Raw genomic sequence first — 18705 nt, 5'->3', positions numbered from 1 at the left:
ACACGCCGCCTGACCTCGCCGCGGCCGATAGTTGTGCGCATGTTCGCCCGGATCCTGGCCGCTGCCGCGGCCCTCTGCCTGCCCGCAACGGCGGCGGCCGCGGCGGACCCGGGCTCAGCGGTCCCAGGCTCGGCAGTTCCGGGCGCGGTGGTCACCGCGCCCGTGGTGGTCGTCGGCATCGCCGGCCTCACCTGGGACAACCTGACCGAGGACGGCGCACCGACGCTGTGGCGGATGCTCGGCGACGGGGCCGACGCCGCGGCGATGACGGTCCGCACCGTGCACTCACCGCCGTGTCCGCTGGACGGCTGGCTCTCCCTGTCGGCCGGCCGGGCGGCCACCGATCCGCAACCCCACCGCGACCGCGACTGTACGGCGATCCCACCGGTGGCCGCCGGCACCGTCGACGGCTGGGCCAGGCTGGTCACGGCACAGCATGCCTCGGTGTACGACCCGACAATCGGCCTGCTCGGTACGACGCTTGCCGCCAGCAACGTCTGCGCCTCCGCAGTCGGTCCTGGCGCCGCGGCGGCCCTTGCCGACCGGCAGGGCCGGGTGGCCAGGTACTACGCCACCGCGCAGGCCGCCCGGTGGGACTGCCCGGTGACCGTGGTCGATGCCGGCGTACTCGATCGCCGCCGCGACCCCGGACGAGCGCTCCGGCAGGCCGATGACACGGTCCGCGAGGTGCTCGAGCGTGCGCCGTCCGATGCGACCGTGATCGTCCTCGGCGTCTCCCAGCCGGTGCACTCGACGCTGGCGATGAGCGCCGTACTGGTCACCGGCCCCGGCAAGGGCGACCAGCTTCTGACCGCGCAGTCGACGCGGTGGCCGGGCATCGTCCGGTTGCTCGACATCCCCTCGACGATCGTTGACGCCGTCGGCGTGACCGAGCCCAACGACTTCACCGGCGCACCACTGATCGCCGCAGGTCACCGCCCTTCGGCGGAGGACACCGCCAGGAAGCTCGGCGACATCACGCAACGTGACCGCGATCTGCGCCGGAGCTCGGGCTGGTTCGTCAACGGTCTGGCCGCGGCCGTCCTGCTGGCGATCGGTGCACTGGCGTTGCTCCGGCGCTCCGGGCGCAATCCACGGGCGGCCGAGTTCGGCCTGCTGGTGCTCGCCGCACTGCCGTTGTGTTCGTACCTGGTCCGGCTCATCCAGTGGTGGCGCTGGCCCGTGCCGTTGGTGGCGTTGTGGCTGGGGATGCTCCTCGGCGCGGTGGCGACCGCGCTCGTCCTCCGGCGGCTGCCAAGAGCCGTCACTGTCCTGTCAGGTGTCACGGTCGCCGTCCTCGCCCTCGACGCGGTCACCGGCACGGTCCTGCACCACGGGAGTCCGCTCGGACCGTCGCCACTCTCGGGCGGGCGGTACTACGGCTTCGGCAACACCACGTTCGTCGTGTTCGCCGTCCATGCCGTGATCTTCGCGGCCGGCGTCGCCAGGTGGCTGAGGGCCCGCTCCGGTGCGTCAGTCGCGGCCGGTGCCGTCGCAGCGATCGGTCTGGTCACAGTCGCCGTCGACGCGTGGCCCACCTGGGGAGCGGACGTCGGCGGCGGCTTCGCGATCGTCCCGGCCTTCGCCCTGCTCACGCTCGACGTTCTCGGCCGGCGGATCGGGATTGGCCGCCTGCTGCTCACCGGCGCCGCCGCGGTCGCCGCGGTGGCCATGATCAGCGTGCTCGACTGGCTTCGCCCGGCCACCTCGCGCTCACACGCCGGGCGGTTCGTCGAAGACCTCCTGAACGGCGGCGGTATCGACGTCGTGACCCGCAAGGCCGGCTACGCCATCGGTTCGCTGTCCGCCGGACCACACCTCTGGCTGGCGGGTGCCCTGCTGCTGTACCTGATCGCTGTCGTGGTCGCGCGCCGCCAGGTGGCGCCGGCCTGGTTCGAACGGGCCGTCGCCCGGAGGAGGTACCTCTGGGGTTGCTTCGTCGCCGTCGTGACCGTCGCGGCCATCGGCTCGGCCGCCAACGACTACGGTCTGCGCATCGCCCTGCTGACCTTCGCCGTCGCCGGGCCACCTTTGGCGCTGACGATCGCCCGGACCTGGACCAGAACCGACGGGACCAGGACCGAGGAGACCAGCGCCCCGGAGCTGGATCACCGGCGAGGCTGAGTCAGCCGGACTCCTCCAGGACCACCGGGGTCTCCATCCACCCTTCGAGCAGCCACCACGGGTCGGGCGCGGTCTGCAGCGCGGTCGCGATCGGCCGCGGCCGGAGGTCGCAGGCGGCGAGGTCTGTCACCGGCAGCCACACGGCGCGATAACTCCCCCGCTCCGAGTCGACCGGGCTGTCCAGCTCCGGACCGTCCCCGGTGCCGAACTCGCCGCCGATCATGTCGGCGACGAAGTAGTGCTGCGTGCTGTCGCCGAAGTGGACGACCGCGACGGCAGCACGGATCTTCACCAGTAGGCCGAGTTCCTCGTGGACCTCCCGGCGCGCGGCCTCCGCAGGGCTCTCTCCGTCCTCGACCTGACCGCCGGGCAGCACGTGATAGGTCCGCCCGTCGCGAACCCGCTCGATCGCGGCGATCCCGTGTTCGCTGAGCAGTACGACGCCGGCGCGGATCACGATCGCGTCGCCAGGATCTGAAACCAGGTGCCGATCCTCGAGTCGCCGCGCTCCAGCCGCGCGACCGTCCAGCCGGTCGCGGTCAGCAATTCGCGGAGCGGATCTTCCTGCCAGAGAACGAAATGTCGTGGCAGATCCAGGTGCCGGTTCGACCATTCCTCGCCCTTGCCCTCCCGGGTCGCGAACGCGAGGATCGGCGCGGAACGGGCCGCCTTCCGCAGTACGGCGGCCAGTTGGGCGCGATCGAAGTGCAGGAACACCGCGCTCGAGTACACCGCGTCGTACGGGCCGCCGTAGCCGTCGGTGAGCGCGTTCAGGTGGTCGGCGGCGTACCCGTCGGATCGCATCATGTCGACGAACGCCTGCGTCGCGTCGGTACGGCGTACGACGTACCCACGGCTCTCGAGCTCGATCGCGTCCTTGCCGGTGCCGCTGCCGAGTTCGAGCACCTGACTACCCGGCGCGAGGCGTTCGGCGAGCAGGTCGATCAACAGTCGGTTGGGGTCCTTGGGGATCGAGTCGCGGAACTTGCCGGCGGCCTGTTCGTACGCCGCGAGTGTGAGCTCGTTGTCCGACGCGACCCGGGTCCAGCCGTCGCCGGTGTGCTCGACGACGGCGGGCAGTTTGAGACCGAGATCCAGCCCGAGGACGACGACGGTCTCGCCGCGATGCAGGTCCGCGATCGACTGCAGCTCGGCGTCCGGCCGCTGGGTCAGCTCGGGTACGACGGTCAGCCGCACCGCGAGTGCCTCGGCCAACCGAGCGCCCGCAGCCGCCTCGAACGAACCGGCGTACACCTGCACGACGCGCTCACCGACCACCGCGTCCTGGACGTCACCGGGCAGCAGCAAGATCCGAGCTGGACACATGAGATTCATTGAGCGACGTACTCCAGGGCCTCGGCGGCGTAGTCCGGCCAGACGGCGGACTGGTCGAGCGGGATCCTTACCCACTCCTTCATCGGCCGACCCATCCCAGGATCGAACTGCTCCGCGCCGGGGACCGCCAGCGCCTTCTCCCGCGGCTCGGGCGGGAGCTTGAACGTCATCGCGTCGCCGTACATGCCGGCGAGGACCTTCTTGCCGATCTTCAGGCACGGCATCCCGAACATGCTGCCGCGGACCACTCCGGCCGCCTCGAGCCCGGCCGCAACCGCGTCGTACGCCGCGACCGCCTCGTCGCTCACCTTCGGCATCATGCTCACCACCTTCCCACTCCGGGAGCCCAGTGCACTACGGTGCTTTCTCGTGCGCTTGGTGATTGCTACGTGTTCTGTTGACTACTCGGGGCGGCTGACGGCTCATCTGCCGATGGCGCCCCGGCTGCTGATGGTGAAGGCGGACGGATCCGTGCTGATCCACGCCGACGGCGGGTCGTACAAACCGCTGAACTGGATGTCGCCGCCGTGCAAGCTGACGGAGGACGAGGGGGTCTGGAGCGTCACCAACAAGGCTGGTGAAGAGCTCCGCATCACCATCGAGGAGGTGCACAGCGACACGGCGTACGAGCTCGGGACGGATCCCGGCCTCATCAAGGACGGTGTCGAGGCGCACCTCCAGGAGCTGCTCGCCGAGCACGTCCACACGTTCGGCGAGGGCTGGACGCTGGTACGCCGGGAGTACCCGACCGCGATCGGCCCGGTCGACCTGCTGCTCCGCGACGCCGACGGCAAGCACGTGGCGGTCGAGATCAAGCGCCGCGGCGAGATCGACGGCGTCGAGCAGCTGACCCGGTACGTCGAGCTTCTGAACCGCGACCCGCTGCTGGCCCCGGTCCGCGGGATCTTCGCCGCCCAGCTGATCAAGCCGCAGGCACAGTTCCTCGCCACCGACCGCGGCCTCGACTGCCTCACCGTCGACTACGACGCCCTCCGCGGCATGGAGTCCGACGTCCTCCGCCTCTTCTGAACATCAGCTCCTGACAAAGCAGGTATTTTGCCCGATTTCGGGCAGATGCTTGGCGTTGGCCCCGGAAAGACTGCATGGTGGACGCGTGATCAGTGAGGCGGCGGCGGAGCCGGTCGACGAGCTGGCCGATCAGGTCAGCCGCACGACCGGACTGTCGGCGGATGTCGCGCGGCGCGTGGTCGCCGACGTACTGGCCTATTTCACCGAGACGACCGAGGAGTACGTCCGGCGCCGGCACCGTGAGCTACAGACGTACGGCGCCCGCAACGACGAGATCTTCGCCCGTCTCGGCACCGAGCTCCGGCACTGGCCGGTCCGCTCACCCGAACTCTCCGCCCGCCAGCTACGACGGATCGTCTACGGCTGACGGAGCAAATCCCGGGGCAAATCACGGGGCACACGCAGACCTACGAAGGGGCACCACTACATGTGCGGAATCGTCGGGTACGTCGGCACCAAGCCGGCCGCGCCCATCCTGGTGGACGGACTGGCCCGCCTCGAGTACCGGGGCTACGACTCGGCGGGCGTTGCCGTCCTCGGGTCCAGCGAGCTGAAGGTGCACAAGGACGCCGGCCGGGTCCGTGAGCTGGAGGCGTCGCTGCCGAAGCGCTTCGGCGGCAAGCTCGGCATCGGCCACACCCGGTGGGCCACCCACGGCGGCCCGAGCAAGGACAACGCGCACCCGCACGTGAGCGGTAACGAGCGGATCGCGGTCGTGCACAACGGCATCTTCGACAACGCCGGTGCGATCCGTTCGCAGCTCGAGGACGCCGGCGTCAAGCTGCGCTCCGAGACCGACACCGAGGTGCTCGCGCACCTGATCGAGCAGGCCGACGGCGCCACCCTCGAGGAGAAGGTGATGGCCGCCCTGCGCCGGATCGAGGGCACCTACGGCATCGCGGTGATCGACCTCGACTTCCCGGACCGGATCGTGGTCGCCCGCAACGGCAGCCCGCTGATCCTCGGCATCGGCGACGGCGAGATGCACATCGCCTCCGACGCGGCCGCGCTGATCCGCTACACCCGCCAGGTCGTCTACTTGGACGACGGCGAGCTCGCCACCGTCCGCGCCGACGGCTACCGCACCTTCACCCAGGACGCCTCCCCGACCACGAAGACCGCGAAGACGGTCGAGTGGGAGGCCGAGGAGTTCGAGCGCGGTCTGCACGAGCACTTCATGATGAAGGAGATCCACGAGCAGCCGGACGCGGTCAGCCGGGTCATCCGGGGCCGTCTGGACGAGCGCTTCCACACCGTGCACCTCGGCGGCCTGAACATGGACGCCCGCGAGGCGCGGGAGATCAAGCGGGTCAAGATCCTCGGCTGCGGTTCGGCGTACTACGCGGGTCAGATGGGCGCGCAGTTCATCGAGGAGGTCGCGCGGATCCCCGCCGACGCGGAGCCGGCGTCCGAGTTCCGGTATCGCAACCCGGTGGTCGAGCGGGACACGCTGTACGTCGCCGTGTCGCAGTCCGGTGAAACCCTCGACACCCTCGTCGCGGTGCAGGAGCTGAAGCGCAAGGGCGGTCGCGTGATCGGCCTGGTGAACGCGGTCGGTTCGAGCATCGCGCGTGAGGTCGACGGCGGCGTGTACCTGCACGCCGGCCCGGAGGTCTCGGTGGCGTCGACGAAGGCGCTGACCAACATGGCGGTCGGGTTCGCGATGCTCGGCATCCACCTCGGCCGGATCCGGGACGTCTCCCCCGCCGACGGTCGCCGGCTGATCGAGGGCCTGAAGAAGCTGCCGGCGGACATCGCCGCAATCGTCGCCCAGGAGGAGGAGCTGGCCAAGATCGCCGGCCGCCTCGCCAAGCACGAGAGCCTGTTCTTCGTCGGTCGGACCCGCGGGTACCCGGTGGCGCGCGAGGGTGCGCAGAAGCTGAAGGAGATCTCGTACCGGCACGCCGAGGCGTACCAGACCTCCGAGCTGAAGCACGGCCCGCTCGCGCTGATCTCGCCTGACGTTCCGAGTGTCGCGATCGTCCCCGACGACGAGCTGCTGGACCGCAACATCGGCGCGCTGCACGAGATCGGCGCCCGCTCCGGCCCGCTGTACGTCGTCACGCACCCGGGTGTCGAGGTTCCGGACGGGGTCGCGGCGAAGATCGTCGTACCGAAGAACGAGCCCGAGCTGGACCCGATCCTGCTGACGATCCCGCTGCAGATCATCGCGTACTACGCCGCGGTCGCGCTTGGCCACGACGTGGACAAGCCGCGCAACCTGGCGAAGTCGGTCACCGTCGAGTAGCGGACCGCCAGGCCATCACAACTGCGACACCACGGCCCCCGTCACGCTCAGCGTGGCGGGGGCCGTTCATTTGTGATGGCCTGGGGATCAGAGCTGCTGACCAGGTTGCTCGGCGCGGCGCCCCGCGGTTCCGGCCTTCGCCCCGTCGGCGGTCTTCACCGCGACGCCGCCCGACCCGGCCCGGGCCACGCCGCCGAGTGCGCGGTCGGCGGCGCTCGCCAGCTCGGCGCGCTTGTCGGCCTCGTTCATGTGGCCGCCGATCCCGTGTGCGGCGACCCGGCCGGCGCTCATGCCTTGGTACGGGTGCAGGCCGAACTCGTTGACCAGCCGCTTGCACACCTCGACCCCACGCACCGAGTTGCCGACCGCATCCAGCCGCGGTGAGAACACCACGACGGCCATGCGCTTCGACGGCACCACCATCATGATGTTGCCGGACACCCCGCTCTTGGCCGGCAGTCCGACCTGGTTCGAGAACTGCCCGGAGTCGTTGTACATCCCGCTGTGGCCCATCACCGACAGCACGCGGGCGGCGGTCTCCGCAGAGAACACCTGCCGGCCGCTCAACGGCGCGACGCCACCGCCCGCGAGCGTGGCACCGGCCCTGGCCAATCGATCGGCGTTCATGGTGAGCGAGCAGACCATCGTGTAGAACTCGTTGGCGTCTTCCGGAGCACGCCGGTCCGTCGGAGCGGCGCCGTACAGCTTCCCGGCCTTCGCCAGCGCGTTGGCGAACGCTGCGTTGCCGAATCCGGTGTCCCGCTCGGCCGCGAACGTCGCACCGAGCAGCTGCGGCCGATCGCCCGTCATCCCCTTCCACGCCTCCTGCACGGTGGTCAACCGGTCGGACAGATCCCGGCCGGAGTCGACCAGCGCGAGCGTCCCGATCGCTCCGGCGTTGATCATCGGATTGTGCGGTCTGCCGTCCCGGCTCAGCGACAGCAAGGGATCGTTGAAGGGGCCACCGCTCTGCTCCTGGCCGATCCAGCGGTGCACCTCCTCCGGGCCGAGCTGCTCCAAAGCGATCGCGTAGCTGAACGGCTTCGACGTCGACTGCACGCTGAACTCTTCCGCGGTGTCGCCGATCGAGAACACCTGGCCGTCGGCGGTGCAGATCGCGATCCCGAACTTCTCCGGATCGGCGTCGCGCAGGGTCGGGATGTAGTCCGCGACCGCACCGGACCGCTCGTCCAGCAGGTCGGTGTGGATCCGCTCCACCGCTCGCGCGAACTCCTCGAACTCGTCCCCCGGAACCGCGAGCTCACCCGTCAGCGTTCGCTGGATCACCGCGTGCTGCGCGACCTCGGCGAACGTGTCGAAGTCGAGCTGCACCGGTTGGGCGTACGGCGTGATCGCCGGCCGGCCGGCGGCGTCACGGACGCCGTCCAGCGCCGCACGGACCCGCGGATCGTCCGGCATGATCCCCGCCCGACCGAGCGTGTTGAGCAACTCCCAGGACCAGATCCGGCCGTCGCCGTCCTCGTCGATCTCCACGTACGACCGGAGCAGCTTCTCCGAAACGTCCATTGGCTGCTTCCTTCCCCAGATGGCGGCAGGCGGGCGCGCACGACCACTCTGTCGGCGCGCAGCAGCTTGTCTTTCTCGTGTTTCCAGGGGAGTCACCTGGTGTTACGGCAACGTCAAACGAGCCCGTTGTAGGACAAGTTGACTACTTGTATGATCACTGCCCATGGACCGCATCCGCCAGGTGAAGCTCTCGTCCGTCGTCCTCCCGCTCGACCAGCCGATCAGTGACGCCAAGGTGCTGACCGGGCGGCAGCGGCCGATGACCGAGGTGGTGTTCCTGTTCGCGGAGATCGCGACCTCGGACGATCAGCACGGCGTCGGGTTCAGCTACTCGAAGCGGGCCGGCGGACCGGCGCAGTACGCCCATGCGAAGGAGATCGCGGCCAACCTGATCGGCGAGGATCCGTCCGACATCGGGAAGGTGTACGACAAGCTGCTGTGGGCCGGCGCCTCGGTCGGCCGGTCCGGTGTCGCGACGCAGGCGATCGCCGCGATCGACATCGCGCTGTGGGACCTGAAGGCGAAGCGCGCCGGCCTGCCGCTCGCGAAGCTGCTCGGCGCGCACCGCGACTCGGTCCGCGCGTACAACACTTCTGGCGGGTTCCTGCACGCCCCGATCGAGGAGGTGAAGGAGCGCGCGTCGAAGTCGCTCGCCGACGGGATCGGCGGCATCAAGATCAAGGTCGGCCAGCCCGACAGCCGGATCGATCTCGACCGCGTTCGCGCCGTACGAGAACACCTCGGCGACGACGTACCGCTGATGGTGGACGCGAACCAGCAGTGGGACCGTCCGACCGCGCTGCGGATCGGCCGCGTGCTCGAGCAGTTCGGTCTGGTCTGGATCGAGGAGCCGCTGGACGCGTACGACGCGCTCGGGCACGCGGAGCTGGCGGCGGCGCTCGACACCCCGATCGCGACCGGCGAGATGCTGTCCAGCGTCGGCGAGCACGTGCGGCTGATCGAGGCCCGCGCGGCCGACATCATCCAGCCCGACGCGCCCCGGATCGGCGGCATCACGCCGTTCCTCAAACTCGCGACGCTGGCCGACCACAACGGTCTGCAGCTCGCGCCGCACTTCGCGATGGAGATCCATCTGCACCTCGCAGCGGCGTACCCGCGCGAGCCCTGGGTCGAGCACTTCGAGTGGCTGAATCCCTTGTTCAACGAGCGTCTCGAGACGGTCGACGGGCGGATGCTCGTCCCCGACCGGCCGGGTCTCGGGTACACGACGACCGAGCAGTGCGCGCGCTGGACCGTGGACAGCTGCGAGTTCCGGTGAGCGGTCTGGCGGATCAGATCGTCGAGGATCTGAAGCGACGGATTCTCAGCGGCGGGATCGCGCCGGGCGAGAAGCTGCCGGGTGAGAACGGTCTGGTCGAGGAGTTCGGGGTCAGCCGGACCGTCGTGCGTGAGGCGGTCTCGCGGTTGCAGGCGGCCGGGCTGGTGGAGACGTTCCAGGGGCGTGGTTCGTTCGTGCTGGAGGTCCCGGAACGTACGCCTGGATTGCGCGAGGTCCGGTCGCACCGCGACGTACTCGACTTGATGGACTTCCGGATCGGTGTCGAGAGCGAGGCGGCGGGGCTGGCGGCGGTACGGCGTACCGACCATCAGCTGAAGGGGATCGAGCGGGCGCTGGACGACTTCCGGCGGGTCGGCGACGATCCGGGGCGATCGGTGGAGGCCGACTTCGCGTTCCACCTCAAGGTCGCCGTTGCCTCGGGCAACCGGTTCTACGGGGACCTGATCGGGGAGCTCGGGCCGATGATGATCATGCTGCCGCGGACCCGGCTCGACCCGGCGTACGAGATGTCGGACCCGGAGCACCTGACCCGCGTGGTGCACGAGCACGAGAACATCAGCGCGGCGATCGCGCGGTCCGAGCCGGAGGCGGCGCGAGCGGCGATGCGGGTGCATCTGTCGAGCACGCGACACCGGTTGCTGACTACCAGCGTGCCGTATTAGGGCTGAACTCCGGGTCGACCGTGCGCATGTACGTCGTGTCATCGCGCTTCCGGATCCCGCACGCCAGGTACTGCTCGTGCAACGTCCCCAGCGCATCGACATCCAACTCGACGCCCAGCCCGGGCCCACCAGGCACCCGCACGCTGCCGGACTCGAACGCCAGTACGCCGGGCTTGATCACGTCCTCCGTCTTCCACGGGTAGTGCGTGTCGCAGGCGTACGTCAGGTTCGGCGTCGCCGCGGCCAGATGCGTCATCGCGGCGAGACTGATCCCGAGGTGCGAGTTGGAGTGCATCGACAACCCCATCCCGAACGTGTCGCAGATCCCCGCCAGCAACTGCGACCGCCGCAGCCCACCCCAGTAGTGGTGATCCGACAGCACCACCTGCACAGCGTCCGCGAGCACCGCCGGCTTCAAGTGCGCGAACGCGATCACGCACATGTTGGTCGCCAACGGAATCTCGGTCTGTCGCGCAACCGCCGCCATACCGTCGATCCCAGGCGTCGGATCCTCCAGATACTCCAGTACGCCGCTCAGCTCCCGAGCGACCTCCACCGACGTGTCCACGGTCCACGCACAGTTCGGATCGATCCGCAGCTTGTGCTCCGGGAACGCCTCGGCGAGCGCCCGCACAGCCTCGGCCTCCTGCGCCGGCGGGAACACGCCACCCTTCAACTTGATCGCCGTGAAGCCGTACTCCCCGATCATCTTCTCGGCCTGCCGCACGATCCCGTCCGGATCAAGCGCCTCGCCCCACGCGTCCGCTTCACCACCTGGATGAGCGGCCCACTTGTAGAACAGATACGCACTGAACGGCACCTCGTCCCGGACTGCTCCGCCGAGCAGGTCCACCACCGGGAGCCCCAACTGCTTGCCCTGGAGATCGAGCAACGCGACCTCGTACGGCGACAACACCACGTCGACCGGGTCCTGCAGATTGAGCATCCCCCCGACCTGCGCCCCACCACCGCTGGTCAGTACGTCGCTCACCCGCTGACGCAGCCCGTTCACGTCGAAGATGTCCAGCCCGGGCAGTACGTCGGCGACGGCACGCAACCGCGCCAGATGATCGTCGGCGGCGTACGTCTCCCCCAACCCGACCAGCCCGTCGTCCGTCCCCACCTGGACGATCGTCCGCAGCGCGAACGGCTCGTGGACACCGACCACGTTGAGGAGCGGCGGGTCCGCGAACGCGACCGGGGTGAGTTCGACGCGGGCGATCCTGGTCATGGGGCCTCCCGGCCTGGACTGAGGAGCGGAGGGAGCGCAGCGACCGGAGCGACGAGGGAAGGCCGGGAGTTACAGCCCCATGACCCGCCGCGACGGAGTCGCGGCATCAGTACTGTCATACGAGTTCCCTTTCCTTACGTCGACGTACCAGCACACGCACCGCGGGCAGGGTCAGGACGATGATCAGCGCCACGAGGACCGTGCCGGAGATCGGCCGGGTGAAGAAGCCCATCGGGTTGCCGCCGAAGATCAGCAGCGACTGCCGGACCGCGGTCTCCATCACGCTACCCAGGACGAACGCGAGCACCAGCGGCCCCGGCTCGAACCCGAACTTCTTCATCAGGTACCCGAGGACGCCGAACACGATCACCAGGAACATGTCGAACACCTGGTTCGCCACCGTGTAGACGCCGAGCAGCGTGATCAGCACCGTGATCGGCGCGAGTACGGCGGGCCGCACCTTGAGGATCTTCACGAACACCCCGACCAGCGGGATGCTCATGATCAGCAGCAGGATGTTGCCGAGGTACATCGAGTTGATCACACCCCAGAACAGATCCGGGTGCTCGGTCACCAGTTGCGGACCTGGCGCGATTCCCTGGATCAGCAGCGCGCCGAACATCAACGCCATCGTCGCGTTCGCGGGGATCCCCAACGTCAGCAGCGGGATGAACGACGAGGTGGCGGCGGCGTTGTTCGCCGTCTCCGGCGCCGCGACCCCTTCGACCGCGCCGCGACCGAACCGCTCGGGCTCCTTCGCCCGCCGCTTCTCCACCGCGTATGCGACCAGCGACGACAGCGTCGCGCCACCACCTGGCAGTACGCCGAGCACGAAACCGATCACCGAGCCGCGGCCGATCGCGCCGCGCGCCTGCCGCAGGTCGGCCCGGGAAGGCCAGACATTCGCGACCGCCGCCGGCGCCTGCACCTTGTGGTGCCGTTCCTCCAGGTTGTAGAGGATCTCGCCGAGCCCGAACAGACCCATCGCGATCGGCACGAAGTCGATGCCGTCGGCAAGATTCAGGCTGTCGAACGTGAACCGGCTCGCCCCGGTGAACGTGTCCCGCCCGACCGTTGCCAACAGCAACCCGAACCCTGCCGCGATCACCGCCTTCAACCGGCTGCCGTTCCCCACGGTCGCCACCAGCAGTACGCCGAACAACGACAAGGCGGCGTACTCCGGCGGACCGAAGTCGAGGGCCACGCTCGCGACCACCGGTGCGAGCAGTGTCAGCCCGATGATCGACACCGTGCCGCCGATGAACGATCCGATCGCTGCGATGCCGAGCGCCGTACCGGCTCGTCCTTGTTTGGCCAGCGCGTGTCCGTCGAACACTGTGACCACGGACGACGCCTCGCCCGGTAGCCGCAGCAGGACCGACGTGATCGTGCCGCCGTACTGCGCGCCGTAGAAGATGCCGGCGAGCATGATGATCGCGGACACCGGCTCCACGCCGTACGTGATCGGCAGCAGGATCGCGATCGTCGCGGCCGGGCCGAGCCCGGGGAGGACGCCGATCAGCATGCCGATCACGACACCGATCAGGCAGTAGAGGAGGTTCGCGGGCTCCAGGACGACGCCGAAACCATCAACGAAGCCGCCCATCAGATCAACCTGGGCAGCGGGATCTGAAGGATCAGCACGAAGAGGACGTAGAACGCGGCGACCGTGCCCACGCTGATCGCGACCGACGACACCCAGGACTCCTTGCCGAGGAATCGCAGCCAGACGAAGGTCAGCAGCAGCGACGGGATCTCGAACCCGATCAACGGCAGCACGGCCGCGAAGACCACGAGCGTCAGTACGGCGACCGCCGTCTGAACACTCGCCCGCGAGAACTTCTCGGTGTCCGTCCCGTGCCGACCGACCAGTGCGAGGGCGATCGACAGCACGGTCACGACAACGCAGACCACGAACGGCCACAGGCCCGGCCCCGGCTGGGTCAACCGACCCAACCCGAGCGCGAGCGACCCGATCACTCCAGCGATGCCGACGACAGCGGCGACGACCGCAGCCCCGAGCTGGGACCACGGGCCCGCGTGCGGCGGCCGATCCTCGGCGAGCTCTTCCCGCAGAGCGGCTTCACTCACTTCTTGGCCGCCAGCGAGATCCCGAACTGCTCGAGCTGTCCCTTGTACTTCGTCGCGTACCCGTCGAGGATCTTCCGCACCTCGTCCGGCGACACCTCGATCGGCGTCAGGCAGTGCGCGTCGTTGAACTTCTTGTACGCATCGGTCGCGTAGGTCTTCTTCGCCGCGTCGGCCAGCTTCGTCTTGACGTTGTCCGGCGTACCCTTCGGCGCCGTGAGGAAGCGGTACTGCGACACCACGACGTCGTACCCCTGCTCCTTGGCGGTCGGTACGTCGGGCAGGAACTTGATCCGCTCGCCCGAGAAGACCGCGAGCGGGACGACCTTCTTCGCCTTGATCTGCTCGATGCTGTCGCCGACCTGGATCGTTGCCACGTCGACCTGACTGCCGAGCAACGCGGTGAGCGCCGGGGCGCCGCCGTCGAACGGTACGTCGGTTGCGGGGATGCCGGCCTGCTTGAACGTCAAGGCGGACGCGAGTTGCGCGCCGGTGCCGACACCGGTGGTGCCGTACTTGATGTTCTTGCCGGCCTTCTTCAGGTCGGCGATCGTCTTGTAGCCGGAGCCGACCGGCGCGATCAGCACGTAGTCGTCCTGCGAGATGCCGCCGAGCAGGTCGAAGTCGTCGAGTTTCACCACCTCGTTGGCCGACACCGCGAGCGGAGTGATGGTGAACAGCGACGCGTTCTGGACCGCGATCTTGTAGCCGTCCGGCTTCGCGGCCTGCAGTTCCTTGGCGTTCAGCGCGCCGTTCGCACCGGGTTTGTTGACCACCGGCACCGAAACACCGAGTTCCTTGCCGACGCCCTCCGCGATCGCTCGCGTGATCAGGTCGGTACTACCGCCGGGAGAAGCACCGACGCTCATCTGGATGTTGCCGGTCGGATAGTCACCCTCGCCGCCGGTGGAGGTCGTCTTGACCCCACCGCAACCGGTAGCCAGCAGGACAGAAGCACTGACCGCCATCACCAGGACCTGGCGGTTGAGCTTGAACAGCATCGGAATCCTCCTCCGCGGAGAGTGGTCGTCCAGCTCGATTGCGTGAGCGTAGGGACGCTCGATCATGCGTGTCCAAGGCCGATGTGGCATCGAGTGATACCTTTCCTGCATCATGTTTTCGCTCGACCAGCTGAGCGCGTTCGTCGCGGTCGCCGAAGAACTGCACTTCGGTCGCGCCGCCGACCGGCTGAACATGACCCAGCCGCCGTTGAGCCGTCAGGTGCAGAAGCTCGAGCGGGCCGTCGGTGCGCGGCTGCTCGAACGCGACAACCGCAAGGTCGAGCTGACCGAGGCCGGGCAGGCGTTCCTCACCGAGGCGCGCCGCCTGCTCGCGCTGGTCGAGACCGCGGGTGATCTCGCGCGGCGAGTGGACCAGGGCGCGGCGGGGACGCTGCGGCTCGGGTTCACGGCTACGTCGGCGATCCGAACCCTCGGGCCGCTGCTGCGCCGGCTGTCCGAGGAACTGCCGGACGTCGACGTGATCCTGCACGAGCGGGTCACTCCCGCGCAGATCGACGGGCTCCTGCGCGGTGAGCTGGATCTCGGGCTCGGACGGCCGCCGTTCGACTCCGACGTACTGGACTCCCGGATCGTCTTCCGCGAACCGCTGTGTGCTGTTGTCCCCGGCAACCATCGGCTCGCCGCGCTCGGCCGGCCGTTGACCTCGGCGGACTTCAGCGGGGAGCAGGTGATCAGCTACTCGCCGACCCAGGCCCGGTACTTCCACGAGCTGACTGTGCGGTTCCTCGCCGCGTCGCATCCGCGGATCGAGCAGCGGGTGCAGCAGATCCTCACCGTGATCCTGCTGGTCGCCGCCGGTCGCGGCGTCGCGCTGGTACCGGCGTCGGCACGGCACCTCGGCGTCGAGGGCGTGACGTACTGCGCCCTGGACGGGCCGGGCCAAGCGGTCGAGCTGCATGCGATCTGGCGGCGGGACGCGACCAGCCCGGTCCTGCAGCGCGTCCTCACGATGCTCCCAGAGCATCATTAGATCCAAAATCGATCTTGGACAGGTATCCACGCGGCTTCCTACGCTGAGCGGCGTGACCCACTACTCCCCCACCGAACTCGCCGCCCAGCTCAAGACCGGCTTGCTCTCGTTCCCCGTGACGCACTTCCACGCGGACCTCAGCTTCAACGAGGCTGGGTACCGCGAGCACTTGTCCTGGCTCAGCCAGTTCGACGTCGCGGGCCTGTTCGCCGCTGGCGGGACCGGCGAGGGGTTCTCGCTGACGCCGGCGGAGATCGACACCGTCGTACGGACCGCTGTTTCGGAGGTGAACGGGCGGGTCCCGGTGATCGCGCCGGCGACCGGTGGAACCGCCTCCGCGGTGGCGGGCGCCCAGGCGGCAGAGGCGGCTGGTGCGGACGGGGTGCTGCTGTTCCCGCCGTACCTGACCGAGGCCGGTCAGCGTGGTTTGATCGAGCATGTGTCGACGGTGTGCCGCAGTACATCGCTCGGAGTGACGGTGTACAGCAGGGCGAATGCGATCCTCGACGACGTGACGGTGGCCGAGCTCGCGGACCGGAACCCGAATTTGGTATGCCTCAAGGACGGGGTCGGGAACGTCGAGCAGATGACGCGGACGTACGCGCGGGTCGGCGAGCGGCTCACGTACGTCGGCGGGCTGCCGACGGCGGAGACCTTCGCGCTGCCGTTGCTGCAGCTCGGGTACAGCACGTACTCGTCGGCGATCTTCAACTTCGTGCCTGAGTTCGCGCTCGGCTTCTACGCCGACGTGATCGCCCAGGACCGCGATTCGGTCTACCAAAAGCTGCGGGAGTTCGTCATTCCGTACCTCGACATCCGCGATCGGACCAAGGGGTACGCCGTTTCGATCGTGAAGGCCGGCGTCAACGTGATCGGGCGCGGCGCCGGTCCGGTCCGGCCGCCGTTGCAGGACCTCAGCGATGCGGAGCTCGCGCAGCTCGCCGAGTTGATCAAGAAGGTGAAATGACGCCTACCGTCACGTCGGTGGAGGTCGTACCGGTTGCCGGGTACGACAGCATGCTGCTGAATCTGAGCGGCGCGCACGGTCCGTTCTTCACCCGCAACGTCGTGATCGTCACCGACAGCGCGGGCAACACCGGCCTCGGCGAGGTCCCTGGCGGCGCGAAGATCGCCACCACGATCCGCGACGCCGCTCCGCTTCTCGTCGGCCAATCACTCGGCAGGCATCGGCAGCTGATCCGCTCGGTCTCCAGTACCTTCGAGGGTCTCGACAGCGGTGGCCGCGGGCTGCAGACGTACGACCTCCGGACGACGGTGCATGCGGTGACCGGGCTCGAGTCGGCGCTGCTCGATCTGCTCGGGCAGCATCTCGGCGTACCGGTCGCTGATTTGCTCGGTGACGGGCAGCAGCGCAGCGCGGTCCCGGTGCTCGGATACCTGTTCTATGTGGGGGACGTTACGCGGACGGACTTGCCCTACCGGACGGATGGTGACGATGACAGGTGGTCGCAGCTCAGGCGGAAGCCTGCCCTGACCGCCGAGGCAGTTGTCGAGCTGGCCGAGGCGGCGCAGGAGCGGTACGGGTTCGCGGACTTCAAGCTCAAGGGTGGCGTCTTCGATCCTCATGTCGAGGTGGACGCGGTCCGGGCGCTGCACGAGCGGTTTCCGTCGGCGCGAATCACGGTCGACCCGAACGGCGCGTGGCTGGTCCGCGAGGCCGTCGCGGTCTGCTCGGGTCTGGACGACGTACTGGCGTATGTCGAGGATCCGTGCGGCGCTGAGTCCGGGTTCTCCGGGCGCGAGACGATGGCCGAGTTCAAGCGGCAGACCGGTCTGCGGACGGCGACCAACATGATCGCGACCGACTGGCGCGAGCTCGCGCACGCGATCCGGACGGACGCGGTCGACATCCCACTGGCGGACCCGCACTTCTGGACGATGGCCGGATCGGTGCGGGTCGCCCAGCTGTGTCACGACTTCGGGCTGACCTGGGGTTCGCACTCCAACAACCACTTCGACATCTCGCTGGCGATGTTCACCCACGTCGGCGCGGCCGCGCCGGGTGACATCACCGCGCTTGACACCCACTGGATCTGGCAGGACGGGCAGGCGCTGACGAAGGAGCCGCTGCAGATCGCCGGCGGCGAGATCGCCGTACCGACGCGGCCCGGGCTCGGGATCGAACTCGACCACGACGCGCTGGCGACCGCGCACGAGCTGTACCTGGAGCACGGCCTCGGCGCACGGAACGACGCGATCGCGATGCAGTACCTGATCGAGGACTGGGAGTTCGACCCGAAACGGCCTTGTATGGTGCGGTAGATGAGGATCTTCTTGTCAACGGACATGGAAGGTACGGCGGGGGTCGTCGACTGGAGCCAGTGTCGCGGACCCGGTCCGGAGTACGAGTACTACCGGGGTCAGTTGCAGGCTGAGGTGAACGCGGCGATCGACGGCGCGCTGGCCGCGGGCGGGACCGAGTTCCTGGTGAACGACTCGCACTCGACGATGCAGAACCTGCGTCCGGACGAGCTGCACGGCCGCGCGAGCTACCTGTCCGGGAAGCACAAGCCGCTGTACATGATGCAAGGCCTCGACGACTCGTTCGACGCCGCGTTCTTCGTCTCGTACCACGGGTCGGCGGGGTCGACGTCGTCCGTGCTGCACCACACGTACAACCCGCGCGCGATCGCCGAGGTCCGGCTGAACGGCGCGATCACCGGTGAGGCCGGGATCAACGCGCTAGCAGCGCTGGCGCACGGCGTTCCCGTCGTACTGATCTCGGGCGACCGGGTGACGATCGACGAGGCACAGGCGTTCTGCCCGGAGATCGAATCGGTCGTGGTGAAGGACTCGGTCTCGCACAACGCTGCCCTGTCGGTGCATCCGGAACGGGCCCGGGAGCTGATCCACGACGGTGCCCGCCGCGCGCTCGCCCGGTTGAGCGACATCCGGTTGCCGAGCATCCCGCTGCCCGCCGAGCTGACCGTTCGCTTCCACAACGGCGCGTTCGCCGAGCTGGCCTGTGAGCTGCGCGGCGTCGAGCGGCGCGAAGAGAAGGTCGTTGCCTTGCGCAATGATGACCCGCTGCAGCTGTACCGGACCTTCATCGCGACCGTTCTGCTCAGTCGCGGCGTCAGCGAGTAACCATGCGTTCAACTGCCGTTGCGCGGGATAGGTTTTGATCGCAGCTGTCGACACCCCCTAA

18 protein-coding genes are annotated in these 18705 nt (G+C 68.7%); 10 read left to right on the top strand and 8 right to left on the bottom strand.

Features of this window, described 5'->3' with window-relative positions:
- The first annotated feature begins 39 nt into the window (after positions 1–39).
- Positions 40–2124, top strand: a complete 2085-nt coding sequence (locus EV649_RS32180) for a hypothetical protein (protein WP_130387421.1) — start codon at positions 40–42, stop codon at positions 2122–2124.
- Between the two features lies 1 nt (position 2125).
- Here the strand turns inward: EV649_RS32180 and EV649_RS32175 are convergent, their stop codons facing one another.
- Genes EV649_RS32175 through EV649_RS32165 form a run of 3 tightly spaced genes read right to left on the bottom strand, consistent with a single transcriptional unit; the run spans position 2126 to position 3779 of the window.
- Entirely contained in the window at positions 2126–2581 is a 456-nt protein-coding gene (locus tag EV649_RS32175) for an NUDIX domain-containing protein (RefSeq protein ID WP_157996359.1), read from the bottom strand.
- Positions 2578–3450, bottom strand: coding sequence for a class I SAM-dependent methyltransferase (locus EV649_RS32170; protein ID WP_241998944.1), 873 nt, complete (start codon positions 3448–3450; stop codon positions 2578–2580). The genes EV649_RS32175 and EV649_RS32170 overlap by 4 nt, the downstream gene beginning before the upstream one ends.
- A 5-nt stretch (positions 3451–3455) precedes the next feature.
- Positions 3456–3779 carry a hypothetical protein gene (locus EV649_RS32165; protein ID WP_130387418.1) on the bottom strand — a complete coding sequence of 108 codons (324 nt, stop codon included), beginning with the start codon at positions 3777–3779 and terminating at the stop codon, positions 3456–3458.
- A gap of 49 nt (positions 3780–3828) precedes the next feature.
- On the opposite strand from EV649_RS32165, the gene nucS reads away from it, so the two are divergent.
- The 3 genes from nucS to glmS all read left to right on the top strand — a co-directional run bounded on the left by nucS (position 3829) and on the right by glmS (position 6736).
- On the top strand, positions 3829–4488 hold the full coding sequence (nucS, locus tag EV649_RS32160; protein ID WP_130387417.1) for an endonuclease NucS: 660 nt from the start codon (positions 3829–3831) through the stop codon (positions 4486–4488).
- Positions 4489–4576: 88 nt separating this feature from the next.
- Positions 4577–4855 (top strand): hypothetical protein, encoded by a 279-nt coding sequence (locus tag EV649_RS32155; protein ID WP_130387772.1) that lies wholly within the window; start codon positions 4577–4579, stop codon positions 4853–4855.
- A gap of 60 nt (positions 4856–4915) precedes the next feature.
- A complete protein-coding gene (glmS, locus tag EV649_RS32150) occupies positions 4916–6736 on the top strand; it encodes a glutamine--fructose-6-phosphate transaminase (isomerizing) (protein ID WP_130387416.1) in 1821 nt (606 codons plus the stop codon).
- An 87-nt stretch (positions 6737–6823) separates the two neighbouring features.
- On the opposite strand, the gene glsA is transcribed toward glmS, so the two are convergent.
- Positions 6824–8263, bottom strand: coding sequence for a glutaminase A (glsA, locus tag EV649_RS32145; RefSeq protein WP_130387415.1), 1440 nt, complete (start codon positions 8261–8263; stop codon positions 6824–6826).
- Between the two features lie 163 nt (positions 8264–8426).
- On the opposite strand from glsA, the gene EV649_RS32140 reads away from it, so the two are divergent.
- Complete coding sequence (locus EV649_RS32140; protein WP_130387414.1) at positions 8427–9542, top strand: mandelate racemase/muconate lactonizing enzyme family protein; 1116 nt, start codon at positions 8427–8429, stop codon at positions 9540–9542.
- The gene (locus tag EV649_RS32135) at positions 9539–10225 is read left to right on the top strand and encodes a FadR/GntR family transcriptional regulator (protein ID WP_130387413.1); all 687 of its coding nucleotides are present in this window, start codon (positions 9539–9541) and stop codon (positions 10223–10225) included. Before EV649_RS32140 ends, EV649_RS32135 begins: the two co-directional genes overlap by 4 nt.
- Here the strand turns inward: EV649_RS32135 and EV649_RS32130 are convergent.
- The 4 genes from EV649_RS32130 to EV649_RS32115 form a co-directional block, all read right to left on the bottom strand.
- The gene (locus EV649_RS32130; RefSeq protein WP_130387412.1) at positions 10206–11456 is read right to left on the bottom strand and encodes a glucarate dehydratase family protein; all 1251 of its coding nucleotides are present in this window, start codon (positions 11454–11456) and stop codon (positions 10206–10208) included. The two genes, EV649_RS32135 and EV649_RS32130, sit on opposite strands and share 20 nt — an antisense overlap.
- A 115-nt stretch (positions 11457–11571) precedes the next feature.
- Positions 11572–13062, bottom strand: a complete 1491-nt coding sequence (locus EV649_RS32125; RefSeq protein ID WP_130387411.1) for a tripartite tricarboxylate transporter permease — start codon at positions 13060–13062, stop codon at positions 11572–11574.
- Complete coding sequence (locus EV649_RS32120) at positions 13062–13547, bottom strand: tripartite tricarboxylate transporter TctB family protein (RefSeq protein ID WP_130387410.1); 486 nt, start codon at positions 13545–13547, stop codon at positions 13062–13064. Before EV649_RS32120 ends, EV649_RS32125 begins: the two co-directional genes overlap by 1 nt.
- Positions 13544–14545, bottom strand: a complete 1002-nt coding sequence (locus tag EV649_RS32115) for a tripartite tricarboxylate transporter substrate binding protein (protein ID WP_130387409.1) — start codon at positions 14543–14545, stop codon at positions 13544–13546. Before EV649_RS32115 ends, EV649_RS32120 begins: the two co-directional genes overlap by 4 nt.
- A 112-nt stretch (positions 14546–14657) precedes the next feature.
- Here EV649_RS32115 and EV649_RS32110 point away from each other — a divergent pair, with 112 nt between their 5' ends.
- Genes EV649_RS32110 through EV649_RS32095 form a run of 4 tightly spaced genes read left to right on the top strand, consistent with a single transcriptional unit; the run spans position 14658 to position 18644 of the window.
- A complete protein-coding gene (locus EV649_RS32110) occupies positions 14658–15536 on the top strand; it encodes a LysR family transcriptional regulator (protein WP_130387408.1) in 879 nt (292 codons plus the stop codon).
- A 52-nt stretch (positions 15537–15588) separates the two neighbouring features.
- A complete protein-coding gene (gene kdgD, locus EV649_RS32105; RefSeq protein ID WP_130387407.1) occupies positions 15589–16503 on the top strand; it encodes a 5-dehydro-4-deoxyglucarate dehydratase in 915 nt (304 codons plus the stop codon).
- The gene (locus EV649_RS32100) at positions 16500–17819 is read left to right on the top strand and encodes an enolase C-terminal domain-like protein (RefSeq protein WP_130387406.1); all 1320 of its coding nucleotides are present in this window, start codon (positions 16500–16502) and stop codon (positions 17817–17819) included. Before kdgD ends, EV649_RS32100 begins: the two co-directional genes overlap by 4 nt.
- On the top strand, positions 17820–18644 hold the full coding sequence (locus tag EV649_RS32095; RefSeq protein WP_130387405.1) for a M55 family metallopeptidase: 825 nt from the start codon (positions 17820–17822) through the stop codon (positions 18642–18644).
- The last annotated feature ends 61 nt before the right edge of the window (positions 18645–18705 follow it).

Source organism: Kribbella sp. VKM Ac-2569 (genome assembly GCF_004216905.1).
Classification (GTDB): Bacteria; Actinomycetota; Actinomycetes; order Propionibacteriales; family Kribbellaceae; genus Kribbella.
Note: the sequence above shows the minus strand (reverse complement) of the source record. Positions and strands in the feature narration are given on the sequence as shown.